This is a genomic window from uncultured Phenylobacterium sp., from assembly GCF_902826855.1.
In the GTDB taxonomy this organism is placed as follows: Bacteria; Pseudomonadota; Alphaproteobacteria; order Caulobacterales; family Caulobacteraceae; genus Phenylobacterium.
Map to the genome: position 1 here is coordinate 1 of NZ_CADEGK010000062.1, position 22124 is coordinate 22124.

The 22124-nt window shown below is 70.2% G+C and carries 22 protein-coding genes and 2 pseudogenes; 19 read left to right on the top strand and 5 right to left on the bottom strand.

Annotated elements, in window-relative coordinates; all coding sequences use genetic code 11:
- Positions 1-152 (top strand): annotated as a pseudogene (locus tag QZV94_RS10480) (D-glycerate dehydrogenase); the annotation flags it as partial.
- A gap of 225 nt (positions 153-377) precedes the next feature.
- Here QZV94_RS10480 and QZV94_RS10485 read toward each other — a convergent pair.
- Together QZV94_RS10485 and QZV94_RS10490 are read right to left on the bottom strand one after the other, a co-directional pair.
- Positions 378-791: a VOC family protein gene (locus QZV94_RS10485; protein ID WP_293677781.1), complete on the bottom strand. Its 414-nt coding sequence runs from the start codon at positions 789-791 to the stop codon at positions 378-380.
- Positions 788-1531 carry a molybdopterin-synthase adenylyltransferase MoeB gene (locus QZV94_RS10490; RefSeq protein ID WP_293677782.1) on the bottom strand — a complete coding sequence of 248 codons (744 nt, stop codon included), beginning with the start codon at positions 1529-1531 and terminating at the stop codon, positions 788-790. Before QZV94_RS10490 ends, QZV94_RS10485 begins: the two co-directional genes overlap by 4 nt.
- On the opposite strand from QZV94_RS10490, the gene QZV94_RS10495 reads away from it, so the two are divergent.
- On the top strand, positions 1521-2447 hold the full coding sequence (locus QZV94_RS10495) for a DUF4440 domain-containing protein (protein ID WP_293677783.1): 927 nt from the start codon (positions 1521-1523) through the stop codon (positions 2445-2447). The two genes, QZV94_RS10490 and QZV94_RS10495, sit on opposite strands and share 11 nt — an antisense overlap.
- Here QZV94_RS10495 and QZV94_RS10500 read toward each other — a convergent pair.
- Entirely contained in the window at positions 2444-2899 is a 456-nt protein-coding gene (locus QZV94_RS10500; protein ID WP_293677784.1) for a DUF2244 domain-containing protein, read from the bottom strand. The two genes, QZV94_RS10495 and QZV94_RS10500, sit on opposite strands and share 4 nt — an antisense overlap.
- Between QZV94_RS10500 and QZV94_RS10505 the strand changes: the two genes are divergently transcribed.
- The 12 genes and pseudogenes from QZV94_RS10505 to QZV94_RS10560 all read left to right on the top strand — a co-directional run bounded on the left by QZV94_RS10505 (position 2876) and on the right by QZV94_RS10560 (position 15546).
- Entirely contained in the window at positions 2876-3802 is a 927-nt protein-coding gene (locus QZV94_RS10505) for an SDR family NAD(P)-dependent oxidoreductase (RefSeq protein WP_293677785.1), read from the top strand. The two genes, QZV94_RS10500 and QZV94_RS10505, sit on opposite strands and share 24 nt — an antisense overlap.
- 2 nt (positions 3803-3804) lie before the next feature.
- Complete coding sequence (nth, locus tag QZV94_RS10510) at positions 3805-4482, top strand: endonuclease III (RefSeq protein ID WP_293677787.1); 678 nt, start codon at positions 3805-3807, stop codon at positions 4480-4482.
- A complete protein-coding gene (gcvA, locus tag QZV94_RS10515; protein ID WP_293677789.1) occupies positions 4479-5393 on the top strand; it encodes a transcriptional regulator GcvA in 915 nt (304 codons plus the stop codon). The genes nth and gcvA overlap by 4 nt, the downstream gene beginning before the upstream one ends.
- Before the next feature lie 48 nt (positions 5394-5441).
- Positions 5442-5642, top strand: a complete 201-nt coding sequence (locus QZV94_RS10520) for a hypothetical protein (RefSeq protein ID WP_293677791.1) — start codon at positions 5442-5444, stop codon at positions 5640-5642.
- Positions 5643-5742: 100 nt separating this feature from the next.
- Entirely contained in the window at positions 5743-7080 is a 1338-nt protein-coding gene (miaB, locus tag QZV94_RS10525) for a tRNA (N6-isopentenyl adenosine(37)-C2)-methylthiotransferase MiaB (RefSeq protein ID WP_293677793.1), read from the top strand.
- A complete protein-coding gene (locus QZV94_RS10530) occupies positions 7077-8036 on the top strand; it encodes a PhoH family protein (protein ID WP_293677795.1) in 960 nt (319 codons plus the stop codon). Before miaB ends, QZV94_RS10530 begins: the two co-directional genes overlap by 4 nt.
- Before the next feature lie 53 nt (positions 8037-8089).
- A complete protein-coding gene (gene ybeY, locus QZV94_RS10535; RefSeq protein ID WP_293677808.1) occupies positions 8090-8482 on the top strand; it encodes an rRNA maturation RNase YbeY in 393 nt (130 codons plus the stop codon).
- A 7-nt stretch (positions 8483-8489) separates the two neighbouring features.
- Positions 8490-9392 carry a hemolysin family protein gene (locus QZV94_RS10540; RefSeq protein ID WP_293677796.1) on the top strand — a complete coding sequence of 301 codons (903 nt, stop codon included), beginning with the start codon at positions 8490-8492 and terminating at the stop codon, positions 9390-9392.
- 2 nt (positions 9393-9394) lie between these two features.
- On the top strand, positions 9395-10978 hold the full coding sequence (gene lnt / locus QZV94_RS10545; protein WP_293677797.1) for an apolipoprotein N-acyltransferase: 1584 nt from the start codon (positions 9395-9397) through the stop codon (positions 10976-10978).
- 98 nt (positions 10979-11076) lie between these two features.
- A complete protein-coding gene (gene metK / locus QZV94_RS10550; RefSeq protein WP_293677798.1) occupies positions 11077-12297 on the top strand; it encodes a methionine adenosyltransferase in 1221 nt (406 codons plus the stop codon).
- Positions 12298-12311: 14 nt separating this feature from the next.
- A pseudogene (locus QZV94_RS10555) lies at positions 12312-12620 on the top strand (YkvA family protein); the annotation flags it as partial.
- A 106-nt stretch (positions 12621-12726) separates the two neighbouring features.
- On the top strand, positions 12727-15546 hold the full coding sequence (locus tag QZV94_RS10560; protein ID WP_293677799.1) for a [protein-PII] uridylyltransferase: 2820 nt from the start codon (positions 12727-12729) through the stop codon (positions 15544-15546).
- Here the strand turns inward: QZV94_RS10560 and QZV94_RS10565 are convergent.
- Entirely contained in the window at positions 15543-16202 is a 660-nt protein-coding gene (locus QZV94_RS10565; protein ID WP_293677801.1) for a sulfotransferase family protein, read from the bottom strand. The genes QZV94_RS10560 and QZV94_RS10565 overlap by 4 nt on opposite strands.
- Before the next feature lie 35 nt (positions 16203-16237).
- Entirely contained in the window at positions 16238-17656 is a 1419-nt protein-coding gene (locus QZV94_RS10570) for a class I adenylate-forming enzyme family protein (protein WP_293677802.1), read from the bottom strand.
- Positions 17657-17756: 100 nt separating this feature from the next.
- On the opposite strand from QZV94_RS10570, the gene murJ reads away from it, so the two are divergent.
- From murJ to tsaB, 5 genes are all read left to right on the top strand, one after another.
- On the top strand, positions 17757-19397 hold the full coding sequence (gene murJ, locus QZV94_RS10575) for a murein biosynthesis integral membrane protein MurJ (RefSeq protein ID WP_367254343.1): 1641 nt from the start codon (positions 17757-17759) through the stop codon (positions 19395-19397).
- A gap of 126 nt (positions 19398-19523) precedes the next feature.
- On the top strand, positions 19524-20576 hold the full coding sequence (gene trpS, locus QZV94_RS10580; protein ID WP_293677803.1) for a tryptophan--tRNA ligase: 1053 nt from the start codon (positions 19524-19526) through the stop codon (positions 20574-20576).
- 16 nt (positions 20577-20592) lie between these two features.
- Positions 20593-21069 (top strand): universal stress protein, encoded by a 477-nt coding sequence (locus QZV94_RS10585; RefSeq protein ID WP_293677804.1) that lies wholly within the window; start codon positions 20593-20595, stop codon positions 21067-21069.
- A 39-nt stretch (positions 21070-21108) separates the two neighbouring features.
- A complete protein-coding gene (locus QZV94_RS10590) occupies positions 21109-21684 on the top strand; it encodes a NifU family protein (RefSeq protein WP_293677805.1) in 576 nt (191 codons plus the stop codon).
- A 48-nt stretch (positions 21685-21732) separates the two neighbouring features.
- Positions 21733-22124 (top strand): tRNA (adenosine(37)-N6)-threonylcarbamoyltransferase complex dimerization subunit type 1 TsaB (gene tsaB, locus QZV94_RS10595; protein WP_293677806.1); only part of this gene is annotated, 392 nt, incomplete at its 3' end.

The window sequence follows — 22124 nt, forward strand, 5'->3', positions numbered from 1 at the left end:
TGCTGAAATGCCCGAACGCCGTCCTGGTGCCGAACATGGGGTCCGCAACCGGCGAGGCCCGGGTCGACATGGGCGAGAAGGTGATCGTCAACATCAAGAGCTGGATGGACGGCCACCGGCCCCCCGACCGCGTCCTGCCCCAGATGCTCTGACGGAGCGACGCTCCCGACGCTCCCTCCAAGGTCGAAGCGCGCCGCAGGCGCTATCATCTTGAACCGCGAAGGAACGCAAACCGCAGCGAACGCGCCTTGCCTGCGGGAGCGCCGCTCGCCTGGTAGATGGACCTCTCAGCAAGGAGGTGGCAGGGACCTGCGGTCTCAGCGGCGCGTTCGCGCCCATTCGCGTTCGTTCGCGGCTGAATCAAGCGACGCCGAAAGCTAAGCGGGCCGCTCGCCAAGGTCCTGGTAGAACCGCAGCAGGTACCCGTCCGGGTCGGCCACCACGAACTGGCGGGCGCCCTTCTCCACCGCGTCGGCGCGGTACCATCGGGTCTCCAGCGGGATCACCACCTCGGCGCCCGCCGCCACGACGCGGGCGTGCAGGCGCGCGGCGTTCGAGCACGCGATCTGGAGGTTCATGCCGCGCCCGTAGGGGTGCTCCAGCTCAGCCGTGCGAAAGCGTCGGCCCGGGCCGGCGGCCTCCTCCAGCATCAGCTCTGCGCCCTCCCGCTCCAGATAGGCGAATCGGTCCTCCGGGCGGCGATAGCGGACCTTGAACCCCAGGGTGCGCACGTAGAAGCCCAGCGAGGCCTCCAGGTCGGCCACGTCCAGCTCGGGCGTGAGCGGGCTCATCTCCCCTGGCCGCACACCGGGCAATCTGGATCCCCGGCCACGCGGACCGTGCGAGTTTCGGCGGCCAGGGCGTCGTAGATCAGGAGCCGCCCGGTCAGGGTCTCGCCGGCGCCGGTCAGGAGCTTGATCGCCTCCAGCGCCATCATCGAGCCCACCACGCCCGCCAGCGCCCCGACAACGCCCACCGCGACGCAGGTCTCCGCCTCGGGCGGGATCTCCGGCACCAGGCAGCGGTAGCAGGGCTGGCGGCCGAACACGCCGACCTGGCCGGTCCAGCGGCCGATGGCGCCCGAAACCAGCGGCTTGGCCTGTCGCACGCACGCGGCGTTCACGCAGAAGCGGGTGGCGAAATCGTCGGTGCCGTCCAGCACGAGGTCGACGCCGTCCACCAGTTCGTCCGCGCTGGCCTCGTCGAACGCCCCGTTGAACCCCGCCACGAAGACGTGGGGGTTCAGCGCATGCAGCCGATCGGCGGCCGCCTCGACCTTCGGGCGGGTCACGTCGTCCTCGGTGTAGATCACCTGGCGCTGCAGGTTGGAGAGATCCACCTCGTCCGGGTCGGCCAGGATGATGGTCCCAACGCCGGCCGCGGCGAGATACAGCGCCGCTGGGGCGCCGAGCCCGCCGGCGCCCACGATCAGCACGGTGGCGGCCTTCAGTTTCTGCTGGCCGGGCCCACCGACCTCGCGCAGCACCAGATGGCGCGCGTACCGCTCGATCTCCTCGTCGGTGAAACTCATCTACTTGACCCCGAGCGATCCGCTCCGGCACATCCGGCGGATGTGGAATAGCCCAGCCCGCGGCAATTGGCACGGCGCCTGCCTGCTGGCGGCGACGCTTCTTGCGGCGCCGGTCGCGGCCGCGCCAGTCACGCCCGCGCCGGTGGTCGCGGCAGAACGCGCATTCGCCGCCGATGGACTGGCGCTGGGCGTGCGCGACAGTTTCCTGAAGCACTCCGCGCCCGAGGGCATCGTGCTGGCGCCGGAGCCGATCCTGGCCAAGGCCGCCTTCGCAGCTCCCGCGCCGAAGGGGCCACCGCTGGTCTGGTGGCCGCTGTGGGCCGGCATCGCGCGGTCCGGCGACCTGGGCTTCACCACCGGACCGTACAGCGTGGGCGGCCAGCCGCGGGCCTGGTACTTCACCGTCTGGGCGCGCCAGACGGACGGCGGCTGGAAGTGGCTGTTCGACGGCGGCCCGCCCAGCGACCCGACCGGCGCCGCGCCGCAGGGGTCAGAGGTCGCCTACGCGCGGCTCTCCGGCCGCCAGGCGGGGTCGCCGGGCAAGGCGATGACGCAGGTCACGGCGGCCGAGCGGGCCCTGCACGCCGCCGCCCGGACAGACGCGCCGGCCGCCTTCCTCGCCGCTGTCGCCGACGACGGCCGCATCACCGGCTCGAAAGCCGCACCACCGAAGTCGCGTACAGAACTGGAAGCCGAGGCGGCGACCCGCGCTCGGTCCATCACCTTCTCGCCCCTGGGCGGCCAGGCCTCCGACGCCGGCGACCTGGCCTGGACCTACGGCCTCGCCCAATGGACCCGGGACGGCAGGACCGAGCGGGGCCACTACGTGCGCATCTGGCGCAACGACGAGGCCGGCTGGCGGCTCCTGTTCGATGAGCTCCTGCCGGCCCCGCCCCTGAACGCCCCGCCCGCCTAGCCGCCGCGCCGCGCGCGCCAGATGGCGGTTTCCAGGGCCTTGGCGAACTCGCCGCGTTCGCGCGGACTGAGCGCGGCGGCCACCGCAGTCTGGCGGCCCGACAGCGCCAGGCGCAGCGCCATGCAGCGGTTCTCCTCGTCGTGCTCGGCGGTCACCCGTGTGAAGGCGGTGGGGCTCTCCCAGACGACCTTCACCTTGTCGCCGGCCTCGTAGGTCACCTTCACCTCCGCCGCGCTGACCTGCACCCGCTCCACGATCCGGCCGGCCTTGAAGCTGGCCAGGAAGGCGACCGCCACCGCCGCCACGTCCAGCCCCAGGAAGATCGGCACAAGGTGGGCCTTCATGCTCAGGAAGACGACCGCCGCACCGACGTTGGCGGTGGTGATTGCGCTGATCAGGATGATGAACCCGCGCTGCGACAGCGACCGGTGCGGCTTGATCTCGGCGTCCATGTAGAGCGGCCAGGCCATGGCGCCGACGATACGCCGAAGTCCGCGCGGGCGGAACTGGCCGGCGCGCTCCGTCTGGACGCACCCTGCGACAGCCCCTATCCACGCCGCATCTGGCGGACCACGGGTGCGAACATGAGCGATAACTGGGCGGAGGGCCGCATCGCCCTGGTGACCGGCGCCACCTCCGGGTTCGGCGAGGCGATGGCGCGCCGCCTGCTGGCCGCCGGCGCGCACGTGATCGCCACCGGCCGCCGCGCCGAGCGGCTCGCGGCGCTGACGTCCGAGCTGAAGAGCGAGCGGCTGCTGACCTGCGAGCTGGACGTCACCTCGTCGGCCTCGATCGCCGCCCTGCTGCCCAGCCTGCCGCCGGCCTTCACCGACATCGACATCCTGTACAACAACGCCGGTCTGGCGCTCGGCCTCTCCAAGGCCCACGAGGCGGACATCTCCGACTGGGAGACGATGATCGACACCAACGTCACCGGGCTGGTGCGGATGACCCGCGCGGTGCTGCCCGGCATGGTCGCCCGCGACCGCGGCGACGTGATGAACCTGTCGTCGGTCGCCGCCAGCTATCCCTATCCCGGCGGCAACACCTACGGAGCCACCAAGGCCTTCGTGCGCCAGTTCTCGCTGAACCTGCGCGCCGACCTCCTGGGGACCAAGGTCCGCGTCACCTCCATTGAGCCGGGCATGGCCGACACCGAGTTCTCGGTGGTCCGTTTCAAGGGCGACCAGGCGGCCGCCGACAAGGTCTACGCCGGCGTTCACGCCATGAGCGCCGACGACGTGGCCCTGGTCTGCGAAAGCGTCCTGAAGCTGCCCGCCCACATCAACGTCAACACCCTGGAGATCATGCCGGTCCAGCAGGCCTTCGGCCCGTTCGCCGTGGACCGGGGCTGAGGGTGGCCAAAGCGCCGCCCAAGCCCCGCAGTCTGAAGCCGGCCGAGCAGGCGCGGATCGCCGAGCTGTTCGACCGGTTCGAGGCCCAGGAGACCGACCCCCGCACAGAGCTGGACTACAAGAGCCCGTACGAGCTGGTCGTGGCCGTGGCCCTCTCGGCCCAGGCCACCGATGTCTCGGTCAACAAGGCCACCGACAGGCTCTTCAAGGTGGCCGACACGCCGCAGCAGATGCTGGCCCTCGGCGAGGAGGGTCTGAAGCCGTTCATCTCCTCCATCGGCCTCTACAACATGAAGGCCCGGAACGTGATCCGGATGGCGCAGATCCTGATCGACGAGCACGGCGGCGAGGTTCCGCTCGAGCGGGAGAAGCTGCAGGCCCTCCCAGGGGTCGGACGCAAGACCGCTTCGGTGGTGCTGAACGAGCTGCGCGTCGAGCCCGCCATCGCCGTCGACACGCACGTCTTTCGGGTGGCGCACCGCCTGGGCCTCTCCACCGGCAAGACCCCGGACAAGGTCGAGGACGAGCTGATGGGCAAGATCCCCGAGCCCTATCTGACCCGCGCCCACCACTGGCTCATCCTGCACGGTCGCTACATCTGCGTCGCCCGCAGGCCGAAGTGCGAGCAGTGTCCGGTGGCGGACCTCTGCCCCTCGCGCCACCTGTTCCTGGCCCCATGAGCCGGCCGCCCCGCCTGCCCCTCACGGCGCTCCGCGTCTTCGAGGCCGCCGCGCGGCATGAGAGCTTCCTCCAGGCCGCCGAGGACCTGGCCATTACCCCGGGCGCCGTCAGCCGCCAGATCAAGTCGCTGGAGGCCGAGCTCAGCGTGCGGCTGTTCGAGCGCTTCAATCGCGCGGTCAGGCTGACCGACACGGGCCGCCGGTTGGCCACCGGCGTGCGCCAAGGGCTGAGCCGCATGGAGGAGGCGGTCGCTGAGGTGCGGGGCGCGCGTCCCGGCCCCCTGGCGGTCACCGCCATGCACTCCTTCGCCGCCCGCTGGCTGGTGCCGCGTTTGCATCTGTTCAACGAGCGCCATCCGGATATCCAGGTGCTGATCGCCGCCTCCGACACCGCTGTGGACCTGGCGCGCGACCCCTACGACGTGGCCATCCGTTTCGGGCGCGGGCCGTATCCAGGGTTCGCGGCGCAGAAGCTGATCTCGCTGTTCCTGTTCCCGGTGTGCAGCCCACGGCTCCTGGAGCAGACCCCTCTCAACCACCCCCGCGACCTGGCCAACGTCCCCCTGCTGGCCGACGTCTACCTGGCCCAGGCCGAGCCTGACTGGGGGCACTGGCTGCAGTTGGCCGGCGCGCCGGAGGTCGACTGGCAGCGCGGCCAGCAGTTCTCCAACGTCTACCTGGCCATCGAGGCGGCCATGGCCGGGCGTGGCGTCGCCCTCGCCGAAGCCGCCCTGGTGCAGGACGAACTGGCCTCCGGGCGGCTGGTGAAGCCGTTCGATATCGAGCTGCTCAGTTCCTACAGCCAGTGGATCCTGACGCTCCCGGAAAAGGCCGACCGGCCGGACATCCGCAAGTTCCGCAACTGGCTGATCGCCCAGGCGGACGCCGACGGCCTGCGCCGCATCGCGTGATCTGAGCTCACCTGAACGGCCGCCTTATCCTTTGTCGCGAGACTTTGGATGACCTTTATGGAGGTCAACCGACCCCGCGCGCTGGAGCCCGCCATGACCACCGACTGCATCGATCACTATGACCTCACCGATCACCGCGAGGCCGCGGACCACCGCGAGCTCATCGCCGCCGCCATCACCACCGTCGGCTTCGTCCTGCTGCTGCCCGGCGCGGCGTTCCTGATGTCGCTTCTGAACGCTCCGGGGTGATCGGCGAGGCGCGCCTTTGCTCCTTCCTATCCGCGGGAAGGGGCTGGCTCGCGCCGCCGCAAACTTGCGCCGCGAGGGCCGCACCCCCATAAACCGCGCCATGTCCGAGACCGCGCCGCAGAAGCGCCTCTACATCAAGACCTACGGCTGTCAGATGAACGTCTACGACAGCGAGCGCATGGCCGATGTCCTTGCGCCCCTGGGGTATGGGATGACGGACGATCCCGCGAACGCCGACCTCGTGGTGCTGAACACCTGCCACATCCGTGAGAAGGCCACCGAGAAGGTCTATTCCGAGCTTGGCCAGATCAAGCTGATGAAGGCCGCCCGCGCCGAGGCCGGGCACGCCATGACCATCGCCGTCGCCGGCTGCGTGGCCCAGGCCGAGGGCGAGGAGATCATGCGCCGCCAGCCCGCCGTGGACCTGGTCGTGGGCCCGCAGGCCTACCACCAGCTGCCGGAACTGATCGCACGCGCCCACCGCGCCCGCGGCGAGCGGCTGGCTGCCGACTTCGCGCCCGATGAGAAGTTCGACGCATTGCCGGCCCGCCGACCGGCCGGCGTCTCGGCGTTCCTCACCGTGCAGGAGGGTTGTGACAAGTTCTGCACCTTCTGCGTGGTGCCCTACACCCGCGGCGGCGAGTGGTCGCGCGAGCCCGCCAGCATTGAGGCGGAAGCCCGATCCCTGGCCGCCAAGGGCGTGCGCGAGGTTACTCTGCTGGGCCAGAACGTCAACGCCTACGCCGGGGAGGGTGGCCTGGCGGCCCTGGTCCGGCGGTTGGCGCGGATCGAGGGCCTGGACCGCATCCGCTACACGACCAGCCACCCCCGCGACATGGACGACGCCCTGATCGCCGCCCACGCGGAGGTCGACGCCCTGATGCCCTACCTCCACCTGCCCGTGCAGGCGGGGTCGGACAAGGTGCTGAAGGCCATGAACCGGGCGCACACGGCGGAAAGCTATATCCGGCTGATCGAGCGCATCCGCGCCGCACGGCCCGACATCGCCATCTCAGGCGACTTCATCGTGGGCTTCCCAGGCGAGCGCGACGCCGACTTCGAGGCGACTCTGCAGCTGGTGCGCGAAGTGGGGTACGCCTCGGCGTTCTCATTCAAGTATTCCCGCCGCCCCGGGACACCGGCCTCCGCCATGCCGGGCCAGGTCGCCACGGAGGTCGCCGACGAGCGGCTGCAGCGCCTGCAAGCCCTGCTGGTTCAGCAGCAGCAGGCGTTCAACGCCGCCCAGGCAGGGAAGACGCTGCCGGTGCTGTTCGAGAAGGCCGGCCGCCATCCGGGCCAGCTGGTCGGCAAGAGCCCCTACCTGCAGGCCGTCCACGTCAGTGCGCCGGATCGCATGCTGGGCCGGATCGTTCCTGTGAGGATCGAGAGCGCCGCCCGCAACAGCCTGGCGGGCGCGCTGGAGCTGGAGTCCGCGTGAGCCGCGCGCCCGAATTCATCGCCCTCTCGGACGCCGCACTGCGCGCGGTGGCCGGAGTCGGCAGCCGCCACGTAGCGCTGATCGAGGACGCCTTCGGCGTGCTGGTGGAAACCCCCGGCGGCGGCGTGTCGCTCAGCGGCGACGCCAGGTCCCGCGGTCAGGCCAAGAAGGCGGTCCAGACGATCGCAGAGCGCGCCGACCAGGGCCTCGACATCTCCGAGGCCGACATCCGCGTGGCCATCGGCCAGGCCCGCTCGGGCGGGGCTCCGGCGGGCGGCGCGAACGCCCTGCCCATCGGCCGCCGCGGCCAGGTGGCGCCCAAGACGGCCAATCAGGCGAAGTACCTGCAAGCGCTGGCCGAGTGTGACCTGGTGTTCGGGCTTGGCCCCGCCGGCACGGGCAAGACCTTCCTGGCCGTGGCGCACGGGGCCGGCATGCTGCTGCGCGGCGCCGTGGACCGCCTTGTGGTGGCCCGCCCCGCGGTGGAAGCCGGCGAGCGCCTGGGTTTCCTGCCGGGCGACATGAACGAGAAGGTCGACCCCTACATGGCCCCGGTGTGGGAGGCGCTGACCGACATCCTGGGCGCCGAGCAACTGCGCCGCCGCCGCGAGAAGGGTGAGATCGAGGTCGCCCCGATCGCCTTCCTGCGCGGTCGCACGCTCTCCCACGCCTTCGTCATCGTCGACGAGGCCCAGAACGCGAGCCGGGCCCAGATGAAGATGGTGCTGACCCGTTTGGGTGAGGGCGCTCGGATGGCGGTCACCGGCGACCCGACGCAGATCGACCTGCCAAACCCCGGCGACTCCGGACTGGCCCATGCCGTCGGCCTGCTGGAAGGCGTCAAGGGCATCGGGGTTACGCGGTTCGAGGCGGAAGACGTGGTCCGCCACCCGCTCGTCGAGCGCATCGTGCGCGCGTACGACGCCGATGCCGCCAAGCGCGGGCGCACCGTTTGATCGACGTCGAGGTCGAGGACGAGGCTTGGACCACCGCGTTGCCCGACGCGGTGATGTTGGCCCGCGGCGCAGCGCTGGCCGCGCTGGACAGCCAGGAGGCGGCGGACGAGGACGTCACGATCCTGCTGACCGACGACGCCGCTGTGGCCAGCCTGAATGCACAGTTCCGCGGCAAGGACGGCCCGACCAACGTGTTGTCGTTCGAGGCGGCCCCCAACCCCGAGCGTCACCTGGGCGATATCGCCCTGGCCTACGGCGTATGCGCCCGCGAGGCGGCCGAGCAGGGCAAGCCGCTCAGCCACCATTTGCAGCACCTGACCGTTCACGGCGTTCTGCATCTTCTCGGATACGATCACATCGGCGATGATGACGCCGAGGTCATGGAAGACCTCGAGCGTGCGGTGCTGGCCGGTCTGGGTGTGCCCGACCCGTACGCGGCCGGTTAAGGAGAGCATGAACGACCCCGGTCCAACCGCCCGACCACGCCCCGCCCGCCGGCGAGGCCTGCTTGGGCTGATCGACTTCTTCCGCGGCGCCGCCGAGATGGCCGCCGACGACATGCCGGACCAGCAGACCGAGTCCGGTGGCGAACTGGTCACCCAAGCCCGCGCCTTCCAGGACGTGCGCGTCGTGGATGTCATGAAGCCCCGCGCCGACATCGTCGGCATCGAGCGCAGCTGCACCTTCGCCGAGGTGGTCTCCCGCTTCGTCGAGGCCGAGCACAGCCGCATGCCCGTCTATCGCGAAACCCTCGACGAGCCAGTCGGGGTGGTCCACGTCAAGGACGTCTTCAAGCTCCTGGCGCGCAAGTCCCGCCAACCCAAGTCCGGCGACAAGGTGCTGTCCGGCCGCCACAGCCTGGTGCGCGAGGTGCTCTACGTGCCGCCGTCGCAGACCGCCGCACAGCTGCTCTCGACCATGCGCGCCAAGCGAATTCACATGGCCCTGGTGATCGACGAGTTCGGCGGCGTCGATGGGTTGGTGACCCTGGAGGACCTCCTGGAGATGCTGGTCGGCGAGATCGACGACGAGCACGACGAGGAGGGCGACCAGGGCTACATGCCCATCGCCACCGACGATGAGGGCTGGATCGTCGACGGCCGCGCCCCGCTGGAGGAGCTCGAACACGCGCTGGGCGACCACGTCGATCTGGCGCCTGAAGACGTGGACGAAGAGATCGACACGGTCGCCGGGCTGGTCAACACCCTGGCCGGGCGGGTGCCGCAGCGGCGCGAGACCATCGACCATCCGGATGGCTTCACCTTCGAGGTGCTGGCCGCCGATCCCCGACGGGTGAAGCGGGTGCGCGTGCGCCGCACCGCGCCGGCAGCGCCCGCGCCCGCCGTCGAGGCCTAGGGTTGAGCCGTCCGCGCTGGTATCCGCCGGCCACCGCGCTCCTGGGCGGCCTTGCTGCGGCCATAGCCCATCCGCCCTGGGGGCTGATCATCGGTCTCCTCGGCCTGGGCCTGATCCTGATCCGGCTGGAGACGGTTCAGGGTCCCAAACCTCTTCGTGCGGCCTTCCTGATGGGCTGGATCGCCGGCCTAGGCTACTTCGGCGTCTCCACCTGGTGGATCGCCGAGCCGTTCCTGGTCGACGTCCGCGTCCACGGCTGGATGGCGCCTTTCGCGGTGGTGCTGATGGGCGGCGGCCTGGCGCTGTTCTGGGGGCTGGCGGGCCTCGCCTACCGGGCGCTGCGGCCGCGCAGCGCCTGGAAGATCCTGGTCTTCGCCGGCGTTTTCGCGACTGCCGAGTGGCTGCGAGGCCACCTGCTCACAGGCTTCCCCTGGAACCTGGTCGGCGAGGCCTGGAAAGCGGGTTCCGCGCCCTCCCAGGCCGCCGCCGTGGTCGGGGCATATGGCCTGACCTGGATCACGTTCGCTATCGCCGCCTCCCCCGCGATCGTCGTGCTGCCGGTACGACGCCTGGCCCAAGCCGGGGTGCTGGTGGCCGCCGGAGTCGCGCTCACCGCCCTCTACGCCGGCGGCGCCGGCCGGCTCGCGGCGGCGGCCCGGCCGATCCACACCAAGGACGCCCCGATCATCCGCGTGGTCCAGGCCAACATCGACCAGAAGGACAAGTGGAAACCCGAGAATCTCGACCTCGTGTTCAGCGCGTACGCCGAGCTGACGAGCCTGCCGGTCACGGCTCCGCTGGATCGGCGTCCTGACATCGTCGTCTGGCCCGAGGGAGCCCTGCCGGTGGTGATCGACCAGTTCATCGTCGATCCGCAGTACACCACACGCTTCCGCAACCTCGTCGCGCCCGGCCAGGTCCTGCTGATGGGCGCCAACCGCTTCGAGCGCGCCGCCGATGGCCGAGAGCGCTACTACAACACCCTGGTCGCCTTCCGCCGCGACGCCGGGGCGCTGCGGGTGATCGGGGTCTACGACAAGCACCGTCTCGTGCCCTTCGGTGAGTTCATGCCCCTGGGCGAGCTGGCCCGCGTGCTGGGCATCCGCAGCCTGGTTCACATGGAGGACGACTTCAGTCCCGGCCCCCGACCGCGGCCCTTGAGCGCGCCCGGCCTGCCGCCGGTGCAGCCGCTGATCTGCTACGAGGCGCTGTTTCCCGGCCTGGCGGATGGCCGGGTCTGGCCCGCCTGGATCCTGAACGTCTCCAACGACGCCTGGTTCGGGGCCACCAGCGGACCCTGGCAGCACCTGAACATCGCCAGCTATCGCGCCATCGAACAGGGCTTGCCGATGGTGCGCTCCACGCCCACCGGGGTCTCGGCGATCATCGACGCCCAGGGGCGGGTGCTCGCGCGCAAGCAACTCGAGTTGGGCGCCTATGGGGTGATCGACGCGCAGCTGCCCTCGCCCGCGGTTCCCACGCTCTACAGCCGTTGGGGCGACATTCCGTTCGCCGGCCTGCTGCTCGTTTCGACCGGCGCCTGGTTTGCAGGCAAGCGGCGGCGGATGCGTCCGGGTCCCGAATAGGGAGCCGGCGCAGCTTGCATGACATAAGGATTTCTTTATAGGCCTTCTCGCCTACGCCGGCCGCGGAGCGGTCGCCGCCAACCTCGGAGCCCCGCCCCTTGAGCCGTTCCAGCTATATCTTCACCAGCGAAAGCGTGTCCGAAGGCCACCCGGACAAGGTCGCCGATCGCATTTCCGACGTCGTCGTCGACGCCTTCCTGGCCGCTGAGCCCCAGGCCCGCGTGGCCTGTGAGACCCTGGTGACCACCAACCGCATTATCCTGGCCGGCGAAGTCCGCGCCGGCAAGCCGGGCGGCTCCAAGGCCGAGAACAAGGCGCTGACCAAGCAGATCGTGAAGAGCCTCGAGCCCAAGGTTCGCGAGGCGATCAAGGAGATCGGCTACGAGCAGAAGGGCTTCCACTGGTCCAAGGCCAAGTTCGCCTGCCACCTGCACGAACAGTCCGCCCACATCGCCCAGGGCGTCGACGCCACCGACAAGAAGGAAGAGGGCGCCGGCGACCAGGGCATCATGTTCGGCTACGCCACCGACGAGACGCCGCAGTTGATGCCGGCCACCCTGCAGTACAGCCACGACATCCTGAAGCGCCTGGCCGAAGTGCGGCACTCCGGGGAGTGTGACGTGCTCGAGCCCGACGCCAAGAGCCAGGTGACCATCCGCTACGAGGACGACCGCCCGGTCGAAATCCTGCAGATCGTCGTCTCCACCCAGCACAAGAAGCGGATCGGCCTGCATGCGGCCACGCCCAAGCGCATCGAGGCCGCGATCCGGCCGTACATCGAGGCGATCATCCCCGCGGGCCTGATCACCAAGACGACCAAGTGGCACGTGAACCCGACCGGCCGTTTCGAGATCGGCGGGCCGGACGGCGACGCCGGGGTGACCGGGCGCAAGATCATCGTCGACACCTACGGCGGCGCAGCCCCGCACGGCGGCGGCGCCTTTTCCGGGAAGGACCCGACCAAGGTCGACCGCTCGGCCGCCTATGCCTGCCGCTATCTGGCGAAGAACGTGGTGGCGTCCGGTCTCGCCCGGAAGTGCACCATTCAGATCAGCTACGCGATCGGCGTGGCCAACCCGCTCAGCTTCTACGTGGACCTGCACAACACCGGCGAGATCGATCCGGCCAAGCTGGAGGCGATCCTGCCGCAGATGATCGGCGGCGCCACGCCGCGGGCGATCCGGGAGCACCTGGCGCTCAACCGGCCGATCTACGCGCGGACCTCAGCCTACGGCCACTTCGGCCGCACCCCGGACAACGAGGGCGGTTTCTCCTGGGAAAAGACCGACCTGGCGGCCGAGCTGAAGGCCCTGGCCTGACGCTCGACAGACTGCGCGGCTGGGCGAAGGCGCTGAAGCGCGACGCCCACGCCGTGTGGCTCTGCGCCCGCGACCCGCGCACGCCCTGGTACGCCAAGGCCCTGGCCGTGGCCGTCGCAGGCTACGCTTTCTCGCCCATCGACCTGATCCCGGACTTCATCCCGGTGCTCGGCTATCTGGACGACCTGATCCTCGTCCCCGCCGGCCTGTGGCTGGTCCTGCGCCTGATCCCGCCGCACGTCCTCGCCGAGCACCGCGCCACCGCCGAAGCCGCCACCCGGCCGGTCAGCCGCCTCGCCGCGGCCGTCGTCATAACGCTGTGGATCGCGTTCGTCGTCGTCGCCGCGCTGACCTTGGCTGGGTTTGCTCCGAAGCTCATCACCCGCCAGACCTGACGCTCGCGCGCGGATCGGCCTATATCACCGGCCCATGCCGCCGCGCCTGAAACCCACCCGCCTGGAATACGTCGTCGACGGGGTGCGGCTGCGCGCCCAGCTGTCGGCGGCGGCGCTGGAGAACGCCGGCAACGAGGTCGCCCAACGCAAGGCGGCCCTCGATGTCCTCAAGGCGGCCCTGTTCCGCGGCCGGATGATCGCCAAGGAGCGGCTGGAGAATGGCGCCGGCGGCATCGAGACCGCGCGGCTGTTGTCCGGGGTCTCCGATGAGGTGATCTCGGCGCTGTGGGACTTTACCACGGTGCACATCTTCCGCGCCCGGAACCCCACGGAGGGCGAGCGGTTGGCGCTGATGGCGGTGGGCGGTTACGGCCGCGGCACGCTGGCGCCGTTCTCCGACATCGATCTCCTGTTCGTGCGCCCCTACAAGCAGACCGCCCACGCCGAGAGCGTGATCGAGTACATGCTCTACGCGCTGTGGGACCTGGGCTTCAAAGTCGGCCACGCGTCGAGGACCATCGAGGAGTGCATCAAGCTCTCCCGCGAGGACTTCACGATCCGCACCTCGATCCTGGAAGCGCGCCGGCTGACGGGCGACGCCAATCTGGCCGACGAACTCATCAAGCGCTTTCAGAACGAGGTGGTCCGGGGCACCGGCGCCGAGTTCGTCGCCGCCAAGCTGAAGGAGCGCGACGAGCGCCATGCCCGGGCCGGCGCCAGTCGCTACCTGGTCGAACCCAACATCAAAGAAGGCAAGGGCGGCCTGCGCGATCTCAACACCCTGTTCTGGATCGCCCAGTACCTGCACCCCGGCCAGTCGCTCGAGAAGGTGATGCAGCTCGAGATGTTCGCGCGCCGCGAGGTGCGCAGCTTCATCCAGGCCTTCGACTTCCTGTGGGCGGTGCGCGGTCATCTGCACTTCGCCACTGGGCGGCCTGAGGAGCGGCTCTCCTTCGACCTCCAGCCGGAGATCGCCCGGCGCATGGGCTATGGCGACCGTGGCGACGCGCCCGCGGTGGAGCGGTTCATGCGCCGCTACTTCCTGATCGCCAAGGACGTGGGCGCGCTCACTCGCGTGTTCGCCGCCAAGCTCGAGGCCGAGCAGGTGAAGCTGGCGCCGCGGGGCATCTCCCGTTTCCTCCCTGGCCGCTCGGTGAAGCGGAAGCCCCTGGCGGAGCCGGGTTTCCACGAGGTCGGCGGCCGCCTGGACGTGGATCCGGGGATCTTCGAGGCCGATCCGGTCAACCTGCTTCGGCTCTTCCGGATCGCCGACCAGCGCAACCTCGACCTGCACCCCGACGCCTTCACCGCCGCCAACCGCTCGATCAACCTGATCACCTCGGCCGTCCGCCGCGACCGTCACGCCGCCAAGGTGTTCCTGGACATCCTGGCCCGCGGCCGCGACCCGCGCACCACGCTGACCCTGATGACCGAGGCCGGAGTGCTGGGCCGCTACCTGCCGGAGTTCGGGCGCATCGTCGCCCAGATGCAGTTCAACATGTACCACTCGTACACGGTGGATGAGCACACCCTGCGCGCGGTGGGCGTCATCGCCGAGGTGGCGGCCGGTCGGCTGCAGGCCGACCATCCGCTTGCCACCGCGATCATGCCGCTGATCGTCGACCGCGAGGCGCTGTTCCTGGCCATGCTGCTGCACGACACCGGCAAGGGCGGGACAGGCGGCCAGGAGGTGGCCGGCGCGCGCGCCGCCCGCTCCGCGTGCGAGCGCCTGGGCCTGGAACGCTCCAAGATCGAGCTGGTCGCCTGGCTGGTGGAGCATCACCTGGTGATGAGCGACTACGCCCAGAAGCGCGACGTCTCCGACCCGCGCACCGTCTCAGACTTCGCGCGCATCGTGCAGAGCCCCGAGCGCATGCGCCTGTTGCTGGTGCTCACGGTGGCCGACATCCGGGCGGTCGGCCCCGGCGTCTGGAACGGCTGGAAGGGCCAGCTGCTGCGTGAGCTCTACACCGCCACCGAGGCCGTGTTCCGCGGCGGCCGCGGATCGGACGCCGCCGCGGCGCTGCGCCGCTACCAGGAGAACGCCGCCTACGACGCCCGCGTACGGCTGGCCCGGGCCGAGCCGGGCGCCGAGGCCTGGGGCGACGCCATGGAGGACGCCTACTTCACCGCCTTCGAGGACGACGAAGTGCTGAACCACGCGCGTCTGGCCCGCACGGCGCGGGAGGGTCGCGGGGCCGCGGCCGTCTGCGCGGTGCGTCCGGACCTCAACGCCTCGGAGCTGATCGTCGCGGCGACCGACCGGCCGCGCCTGTTCATGGACCTGGCCGACGCCATCACCGCCGCCGGGGCCAACGTGGTGGGCGCTCGGGTCTTCACGTCCCGCCAGGGCCAGGCGCTGGATGTCTTCTTCGTGCAGGACATCACCGGGGCGCCATTCGGGGCCAACGACCCGCGCGTCCTGATCCGCCTGGCGGACGACCTGGCCGCCGCCGCTCGTGGCGAACCCACGCCGCGAGAAGCCCGGCGCAAGGGCGATGGCGGCCGCACGGCGGCCTTCGCGATCACGCCTGTGGTGATGCTCGACAACGACGCGTCGGAGACCGCGACCGTCGTTGAGGCTTCCGGGCGCGACCGCGCGGGCCTGCTGGCCGCCCTGGCGCGAACCCTGGCCGACGCGGGCCTGGTGATCACTTCGGCCCACATCGACGGCTATGGCGAACGGGCGACGGACTGCTTCTACGTGGTCGATGAAAAGGGCGCGAAGCTCACCGACGCGCGCAGGGGCAACGCGCTCAAGACCTATCTCCTGGCCGCCCTTGCGGATGCCGAGGCCGAGACGCCGCGTCCTCGCGCCAACCTGCAGCGCGCCCGCGCCAGCGTAGCCCGCTAACGGCCCTTGGCGGCGTCGACTTCGGCGCGCAGCGCGGCGGGGTCCATCCCCCGCCCGGCCATCGCCGCCGACCGCGCCTGGAACTGCTCGGTGGAGTTCTCGCGCGGGTAGGGCGTTTCCGGAACCGGCAGGCCCAGGAAGGCGCAGAGCGGGCCCCAGCCCTGCGCCACCTCGAACACCAGCAGCCGTTCCTTCGGAACCGTCGCGCCCACCCGCTCGGTCTGGCGGCGGAAGAAGTCGGTCATGAAGGCCCGGTCGTTCATGTCGCCGCCGTAGAAGCGGCGCAGGTGATCGAAGAACTCCCGCATCGGCCCCTCGGCCGGCAGTGGCCGGTCGGGATTGAAGATCGTGGCCTGGGTCGAGTCGAACCACTTGTCCGGATCGCGCACGGTGTGGAGCACCTTGGCGTCGGGGTAGAAGGCCATCAGTTCCTCGAAATAGGCGCAGCCGGGGTGGTCGACCATGGCTTCGTAGCCGTCGAAGATCGCATCCCAGTCGGGCTTGCCATTCCCGGCGTCGATCCACAGGGGCACGCTCTGCGGATTCATGAACACCTCGACCATGTGGTGGCAGCGCAGGCCCAGCTGCTCGAGCGCCAGCTTGGTCGACATCGTCCCCGTCCGGCCCAGCCCCGAGCCGATCACTTTCAAAGCCATCTTGTCCTCCGCCCCGTTCGCCCCAGCCTAGCAGGCTAGCGGCCGCCGCCCAGCACCGCGATGGTCTCTTCGCGCAGCCGGCGGCGTTCGATCTTGCCCCCGGCGTTGCGCGGAATAGCCTCGATCCAGGCGAAGCGTACGGTGGGCAGCGGCACGCTGCTGCGGGCGATATGCCGGGCGAGGCCCTCGCGGTCCAGGTCCGCGTCCGCCGCGACCGCCAGCCAGCAGACGTCTATCCCCCGTGCGTCCGGCGCCGCATAGGCGGCGGCGTCGCGCACGCCCGGATAGGCCAGCGCGACCTCTTCCAGGGCATCCGGCAGGAACTTGATGCTGTCCACGACCATCCGATCGTCGACCCGGCCGTCGATCAGCAGCAAGCCGTCCGGCAGGAGGCGGCCGAGGTCGCCGGGATAGAATGCGCCGTCGCGGAACACCTGGGCCGTCGCCTCCGGGTCGCCGAGATAGCCGTCGGACTGGCGGTCGCTGAAGATGCGGATCTCGCCCTGCTCGCCGGGCGCCGCCGGCCGGCCATCGGCGTCCACCACCTCGACACGCACGTTCGGGACCGGGTGTCCGACCGCGCCGGGGTGGTCCTCCAGCCAGGCCCCGTCGGCCATGGTGCTGCCGCCAGTCTCCGCGGCCCCGTAGGTGATCAGGATCTCCGACGCGAGCCGCAGCCGCGCCTCGCGCGCCAGGGAGGGCGCCAGCAGGCCGCCCGTACTGACGATCCGCAGGCCGGCCTGCACGCCCAGCCCCGCCGGCAGCTCGGCCAGGAGCTGGCGCAGGAAGCTGGGCGTGACGCCGACGATGGAGGGTCTGAGCGCCTCCAGGCTCTCGGCCAGCTGGCCGGGGGTGTAGTCGGCGACGGATGCCTCGCCCAGGCTCCAGGCGGCGAGCGTCATGGACTGGCCCAGCCCCGTGCTCATCCCGGTGAGGCAGACCCAACGGCCGGGTTTGCCGGCGCAGTAGGTCGCGGCGCAGGTGCGGGTGTTGCTTTCCAGCATGCGCCAGGTCCGCGGCACCCGCCGGGCGGTGCGCGTCGTGCCCGACGACAGCATGACGCGGATCAGCTCGTCGGGGCCGATGCGCACCGGCGTGACGGGGCGCGGCTCGGCGCGGCCAGTCGCCTTCAACCAGTCGGCGGTCAGCGCGAGCTCTCCCGGTCCGGCGGCCTCGGCCAACACCAGCCTCAAGTCGGGAGAGGGGTCGTCATGCGGTGACGAGACGACGCCCAGCCGTGCGAGGGCCAGCAGGACCACGTGGGTCAGGTAGTCGTTCGCGATCCGGATCGAGACCACGCCCCGCTCGCGCGTAACGCCCAGATCACGCAGGCCGGCCGCGAACCGGTTCACGTCGGCGTCCAGCTCGCCGTAGGTCGCCCATCGCTGTGGCGTGATGAGCGCGAAGGCCGTCGGACGGAGCTTCGCCTGAAAGGCCACATAGGCGTCGAACATCGAAGGCCCCCTCCCACGCCCCTCCATCAATATTCCACACGCGCGACGGCGCCAGCCCCGTTAGGTTGACGTCTTCCCCAACACAGCCGACCTACGCCCGGTGACCGAGACGACGAGCACCGCCCCCACGCCTGAGCCCAGGAAGCCGGGAATGCTGCGCTCGTCGGCGATCTTCGCGGCCCTGACCCTGGTCAGCCGCTTCCTGGGCCTGATCCGCGACCTGGTGATCACCGCCAAGCTGGGCGCAAACTTCGCCGGCGACGCCTACTTCACCTCGCAGGCCTTTCCCAACCTGTTCCGCCGGATGTTCGCCGAGGGCGCGTTTGCCGCCGCCTTCGTGCCGGAGTACGCCAAACGGCTGGCCGGCCAGGGGGGAAAGGACGCCGACCGCTACGCCTCCGATGCGCTGGCGACCATGGCGGCCTTCACCATCGCGCTGACGGTGGTCTGCCAGCTGGCGATGCCGTGGATCATGATGGTCTACAGCTTCGGCTTCATGGCCGACCCGGCCAAGTTCAAGCTGGCGGTGATCCTCACCCAGATCACGATGCCCTACCTGCCCTGCGTGGTGATCGCCTCGCTGTTCGCCGGAGTGCTCACCGCCCGCGGCCGCTTCGTGATCTATGGCCTCTACCCGGCGATCCTGAACGTAGTGACCCTGGCGGCGGTGCTGCCGCAAAACGACCCCGTGGCGGCCGCCTACGCTGCTTCATGGGCGACGATCGTCGCCGGCGTCAGCCAGGCGGGCGTCTGCTGGTGGGGAGCGCACCGGACCGGCGCGCGGATCTACCCGCGCGCGCTGAAGCTGACGCCCGAGATGCGCACCCTGGCGCGGCGGATGGCGCCGGGCGTGCTGGCCTCCAGCGCTACCCAGATCAACCTTTTCATCTCGGCCATGCTGGCGAGCCAGGTCGCCGGCATGCGGGTATGGCTGGCGATGGCGGAGCGGTTCTACCAGCTGCCGCTCAGCCTGATCGGCGTGGCCATTGGGGTCGCACTGCTGCCCCGGCTCGCTACCGCCCTGCAGCAGGAGGACCATGCCGACGCCCAGGCGGCGATGGACCAGGCGATCGTCTTCGGCCTGGCGCTGTGCCTGCCGGCGGCGGCGGCGCTGGCAGCCATGCCGGGGTACCTGACGGACGGGTTCTTCGCCCGAGGCAATTTCACAGCCTACGACGCAGCCTCGTCCGGTAAGCTGCTGTTCCACTATGGATGGGGACTGCCCGCCTTCGTCCTGATCAAGTTGTTGCAGCCGGCCTTCTTCGCCCGCGGCGATACTCGCCAGCCGATGGTCTATTCGCTGATCTCGGTGGGCGTGAACGTGGTCCTGGGCGTGGCGCTGTTCTACACCATCGGCTTCCCAGGCATCGCGGCAGCCACCTCCATCGCCTCCTGGCTCACCGTCCTGCAAATGTGGCTGAAGCTGCGCGCCACGGGCGTTTGGCGCCCCGCGCCGCGGGCCTGGGGGAAGATCGTGCGCGTGGCGTTGGCGAGCGCCGGCATGGGGCTGGCCGTCGCCGCCGCCGCTCACTTCCGGCCGGTGCTGGAGGCGCCCTTCGCCGGGGTCAGCCTGGGTCCTCTCGGCGCCAAGGAGATCACTGTCCTGCTGGTCTGCATCGGCGGCGCAGCGCTCTACCCGCTGCTGCTGTTCGCCCTGGGCGGAGTCACGCCCGCCGAGGCTCGCGCCGCCTTCCGCCGTCGAAAGGGCGACGTGGCCGCGCCCGCCACCGACTTGCCCTGAGGCCGCCCCGGCGGTATTGGCGCGACCATGGCTTCGAACCGCACCACTCGGCGATGGCGCTGATCCGCTGACTCCCCGCCTCGGGCCTTGCGCCCGCCTGCCCGTTCAATCCAGAAGCCTCACATCATGACCGAACCTGCTCCGGCCCAGTTCACGGGCCCAAGTTCCTTTGTTGGACCAGACCGCGTGCTTTCGGGCGTTCAGCCCACGGGCGACCTGCACCTGGGCAACTACCTTGGCGCGCTGGTGAAATTCGCGCGTCTGCAGCACGAGATCCCCACCTTCATCTTCGTCGCGGACCTGCACGCCATTACCGCCTGGCAGGAGCCGGCGAAGCTGAAGGGCCAGGTGCGGGAGATCGCCGCCGCCTACCTGGCCACCGGCCTCGACCCCAAGGTCGCCACCATCTTCGCCCAGTCGGCCGTGCCCGAGCACGCCGAGCTCGCCTGGGTGTTCAACTGCGTCGCCCGCCTCGGCTGGCTCGACCGCATGACCCAGTTCAAGGACAAGGCGGGCAAGCACAAGGAGCGCGAGAGCGTGGGTCTCTACACCTACCCGGTGCTGCAGGCCGCCGACGTGCTGGTCTACAAGGCCACCAAGGTGCCGGTGGGCGACGACCAGAAGCAGCATCTGGAGCTCTGCCGCGACATCGCCGCCAAGTTCAACCATGACTTCGACGCGCCGGGCTTCTTCCCGCTGCCCGAGGCGCTGACGCAGGGGCCCGGCGCGCGGATCATGTCCTTGCGCGACGGGTCGGCGAAGATGAGCAAGTCCGACCCCTCGGACAACTCCCGCATCAACCTCACCGACGACGCCGACACGATCAGCCAGAAGGTGCGCAAGGCCCGCACCGATCCCGACCCGCTGCCGGAGACTGCCGACGGGCTGGAGGGCCGCGCCGAAGCGAGGAACCTGGTCGGCATCTACGCGGCGCTCGCGGGGACCACCGAGGCGCAGGTCCTGGCCGAGTACGCCGGCCAGGGCTTCGGAGCTTTCAAGCCGAAGCTCGCCGACCTCGCCGTCGCGGTCATGGGCCCGATCGGGGCGGAGATGCGCCGCCTGCTGGACGATCCGGCCGAGATCGACCGCATTCTCGGCGACGGCGCAGACCGCGCCCGCGCCATCGCCGCGCCCACGGTGGCGGAGGTGAAGAAGCTGGTGGGGTTCTGGGCCGGTTAGGGTCTAGGCTCATCCCATGACCATGCGCCGCAAGTTCCTGGTGGTGGCGGACGAGACGCCGGAGTTCCAGGCCGCCCTGCGCTTCGCCTGCCGTCGCGCGCGCTCCACCGGGGGCCATGTGGCCCTGCTGCGGGTGATCGAGCCCGCGGTGTTCGAGCACTGGTCCGGCGTGCGCGAGGAGATCGCCCGCCAGCAGCGGGAAGAGGCGGAGGCCACGCTGAGCGCCTCGGCGGAGTACGTCCAGGCCGAGACCGGCCTGCCGCCGGAATTCCTGATCATCGAAGCGGACTCGACCCGCGCGGCGCTGCAACAGGTGCTGAGCGACGACCCCGACATCAAGATCATGGTTTTGGCCGCAGCGGTCGGCGGACGCGGCCCTGGTCCATTGGTGGCCTCCATCGCCAAGGAGGGCGTCAAGTGGGGCGAACGCAAGGTTCCCATCACCATCGTCCCGGGCGACCTCACCGACGACGAGATCGCCGAACTGGCCTGAAAACTTGCGCTTTCGAGCCGCCAGCGCCATCTCTGGCGCATGTTCATCCAGACCGAAGCCACGCCGAACCCCGAGGTCCTGAAGTTCCTGCCCGGAAAGCCGGTCCTCGGCGAGGGTACGCGGGACTTCCGCTCGGCGCAGGAGGCGAACGCCTCGCCGCTGGCGGCCGAACTGTTCGGGCTCGAGGGCGTCACCCGCGTCTTCTATGGGCCGGACTTCCTCACCGTGGGCAAGAACCCCACCGAGGAGTGGGCGTTCCTGAAGGCGCCGATCCTGGCCGCGATCATGGACCACTACACGTCCGGGCGGCCCCTCTTCGCCGACGCCGCCGACAGCGAGGCGGGGGGCCATGACGAAGGCGTCTACGAGGGCGACACCGCCCAGATCGTCGCCGAGATCAAGGATCTGCTCGATACCCGCATCCGGCCGGCGGTGGCCCAGGACGGCGGTGATATCCTGTTCAACCGCTTCGATGTGGCCACGGGCGTCGTCTGGCTGAACATGCGCGGCGCCTGCTCCGGCTGTCCTTCCTCCAGCGCCACCCTCAAGGCGGGCGTGGAGAACATGCTGAAGCACTACGTCCCCGAAGTGACGGCGGTCGAACAGGCCCTTTAGGCAGCATCGCTCTTTTGTGAAGCAGGCGAACCCGCTAACCCCCTCGCGATGATCGTCCTGGGGCTGGACACCTGCCTGAGCGCCTGCTCGGTCGCCGTGCTCGACGGCGATCGCGTGCTGGCCCATGCCAGCGAGGTGATGGCGCGCGGCCACCAGGAGCGTCTCGCGCCCATGGCCCAGGCGGTGATGGCGAAGGCCGCGCTGCCCTTCTCGGCTCTGCAGCGCGTCGGCGCCACGGTCGGGCCGGGCTCCTTCACCGGATTGCGGGTCGGTGTGGCGTTCGCCAAGGGCCTGGGCTCGGCGCTGTCGATCCCGGTGGTCGGCGTGGGGACCCTTGAGGCGCTGGCCGCGGAGGGCTCCGGACTGGTCGCCGCCGTCATCGACGCCCGACGCGACCAGGTCTACCTGCAGGTTTTCGAAAGCGGCGAGGCGCTGATGGC

Excerpts from the sequence above, each read along its gene's own strand:
- QZV94_RS10520 (WP_293677791.1), top strand. The coding sequence starts at position 5,442 with ATGACCTTTATGGAGGTCAACCGACCCCGCGCGCTGGAGCCCGCCATG.
- trpS (WP_293677803.1), top strand. The coding sequence starts at position 19,524 with ATGACCGAACCTGCTCCGGCCCAGTTCACGGGCCCAAGTTCCTTTGTT.
- ybeY (WP_293677808.1), top strand. The coding sequence starts at position 8,090 with ATGTTGGCCCGCGGCGCAGCGCTGGCCGCGCTGGACAGCCAGGAGGCG.
- gcvA (WP_293677789.1), top strand. The coding sequence starts at position 4,479 with ATGAGCCGGCCGCCCCGCCTGCCCCTCACGGCGCTCCGCGTCTTCGAG.
- QZV94_RS10490 (WP_293677782.1), bottom strand. The coding sequence starts at position 1,531 with ATGAGTTTCACCGACGAGGAGATCGAGCGGTACGCGCGCCATCTGGTG.
- QZV94_RS10585 (WP_293677804.1), top strand. The coding sequence starts at position 20,593 with ATGACCATGCGCCGCAAGTTCCTGGTGGTGGCGGACGAGACGCCGGAG.
- QZV94_RS10540 (WP_293677796.1), top strand. The coding sequence starts at position 8,490 with ATGAACGACCCCGGTCCAACCGCCCGACCACGCCCCGCCCGCCGGCGA.
- QZV94_RS10565 (WP_293677801.1), bottom strand. The coding sequence starts at position 16,202 with ATGGCTTTGAAAGTGATCGGCTCGGGGCTGGGCCGGACGGGGACGATG.
- QZV94_RS10590 (WP_293677805.1), top strand. The coding sequence starts at position 21,109 with ATGTTCATCCAGACCGAAGCCACGCCGAACCCCGAGGTCCTGAAGTTC.
- QZV94_RS10560 (WP_293677799.1), top strand. The coding sequence starts at position 12,727 with ATGCCGCCGCGCCTGAAACCCACCCGCCTGGAATACGTCGTCGACGGG.
- QZV94_RS10500 (WP_293677784.1), bottom strand. The coding sequence starts at position 2,899 with ATGGACGCCGAGATCAAGCCGCACCGGTCGCTGTCGCAGCGCGGGTTC.
- QZV94_RS10485 (WP_293677781.1), bottom strand. The coding sequence starts at position 791 with ATGAGCCCGCTCACGCCCGAGCTGGACGTGGCCGACCTGGAGGCCTCG.
- QZV94_RS10570 (WP_293677802.1), bottom strand. The coding sequence starts at position 17,656 with ATGTTCGACGCCTATGTGGCCTTTCAGGCGAAGCTCCGTCCGACGGCC.
- miaB (WP_293677793.1), top strand. The coding sequence starts at position 5,743 with ATGTCCGAGACCGCGCCGCAGAAGCGCCTCTACATCAAGACCTACGGC.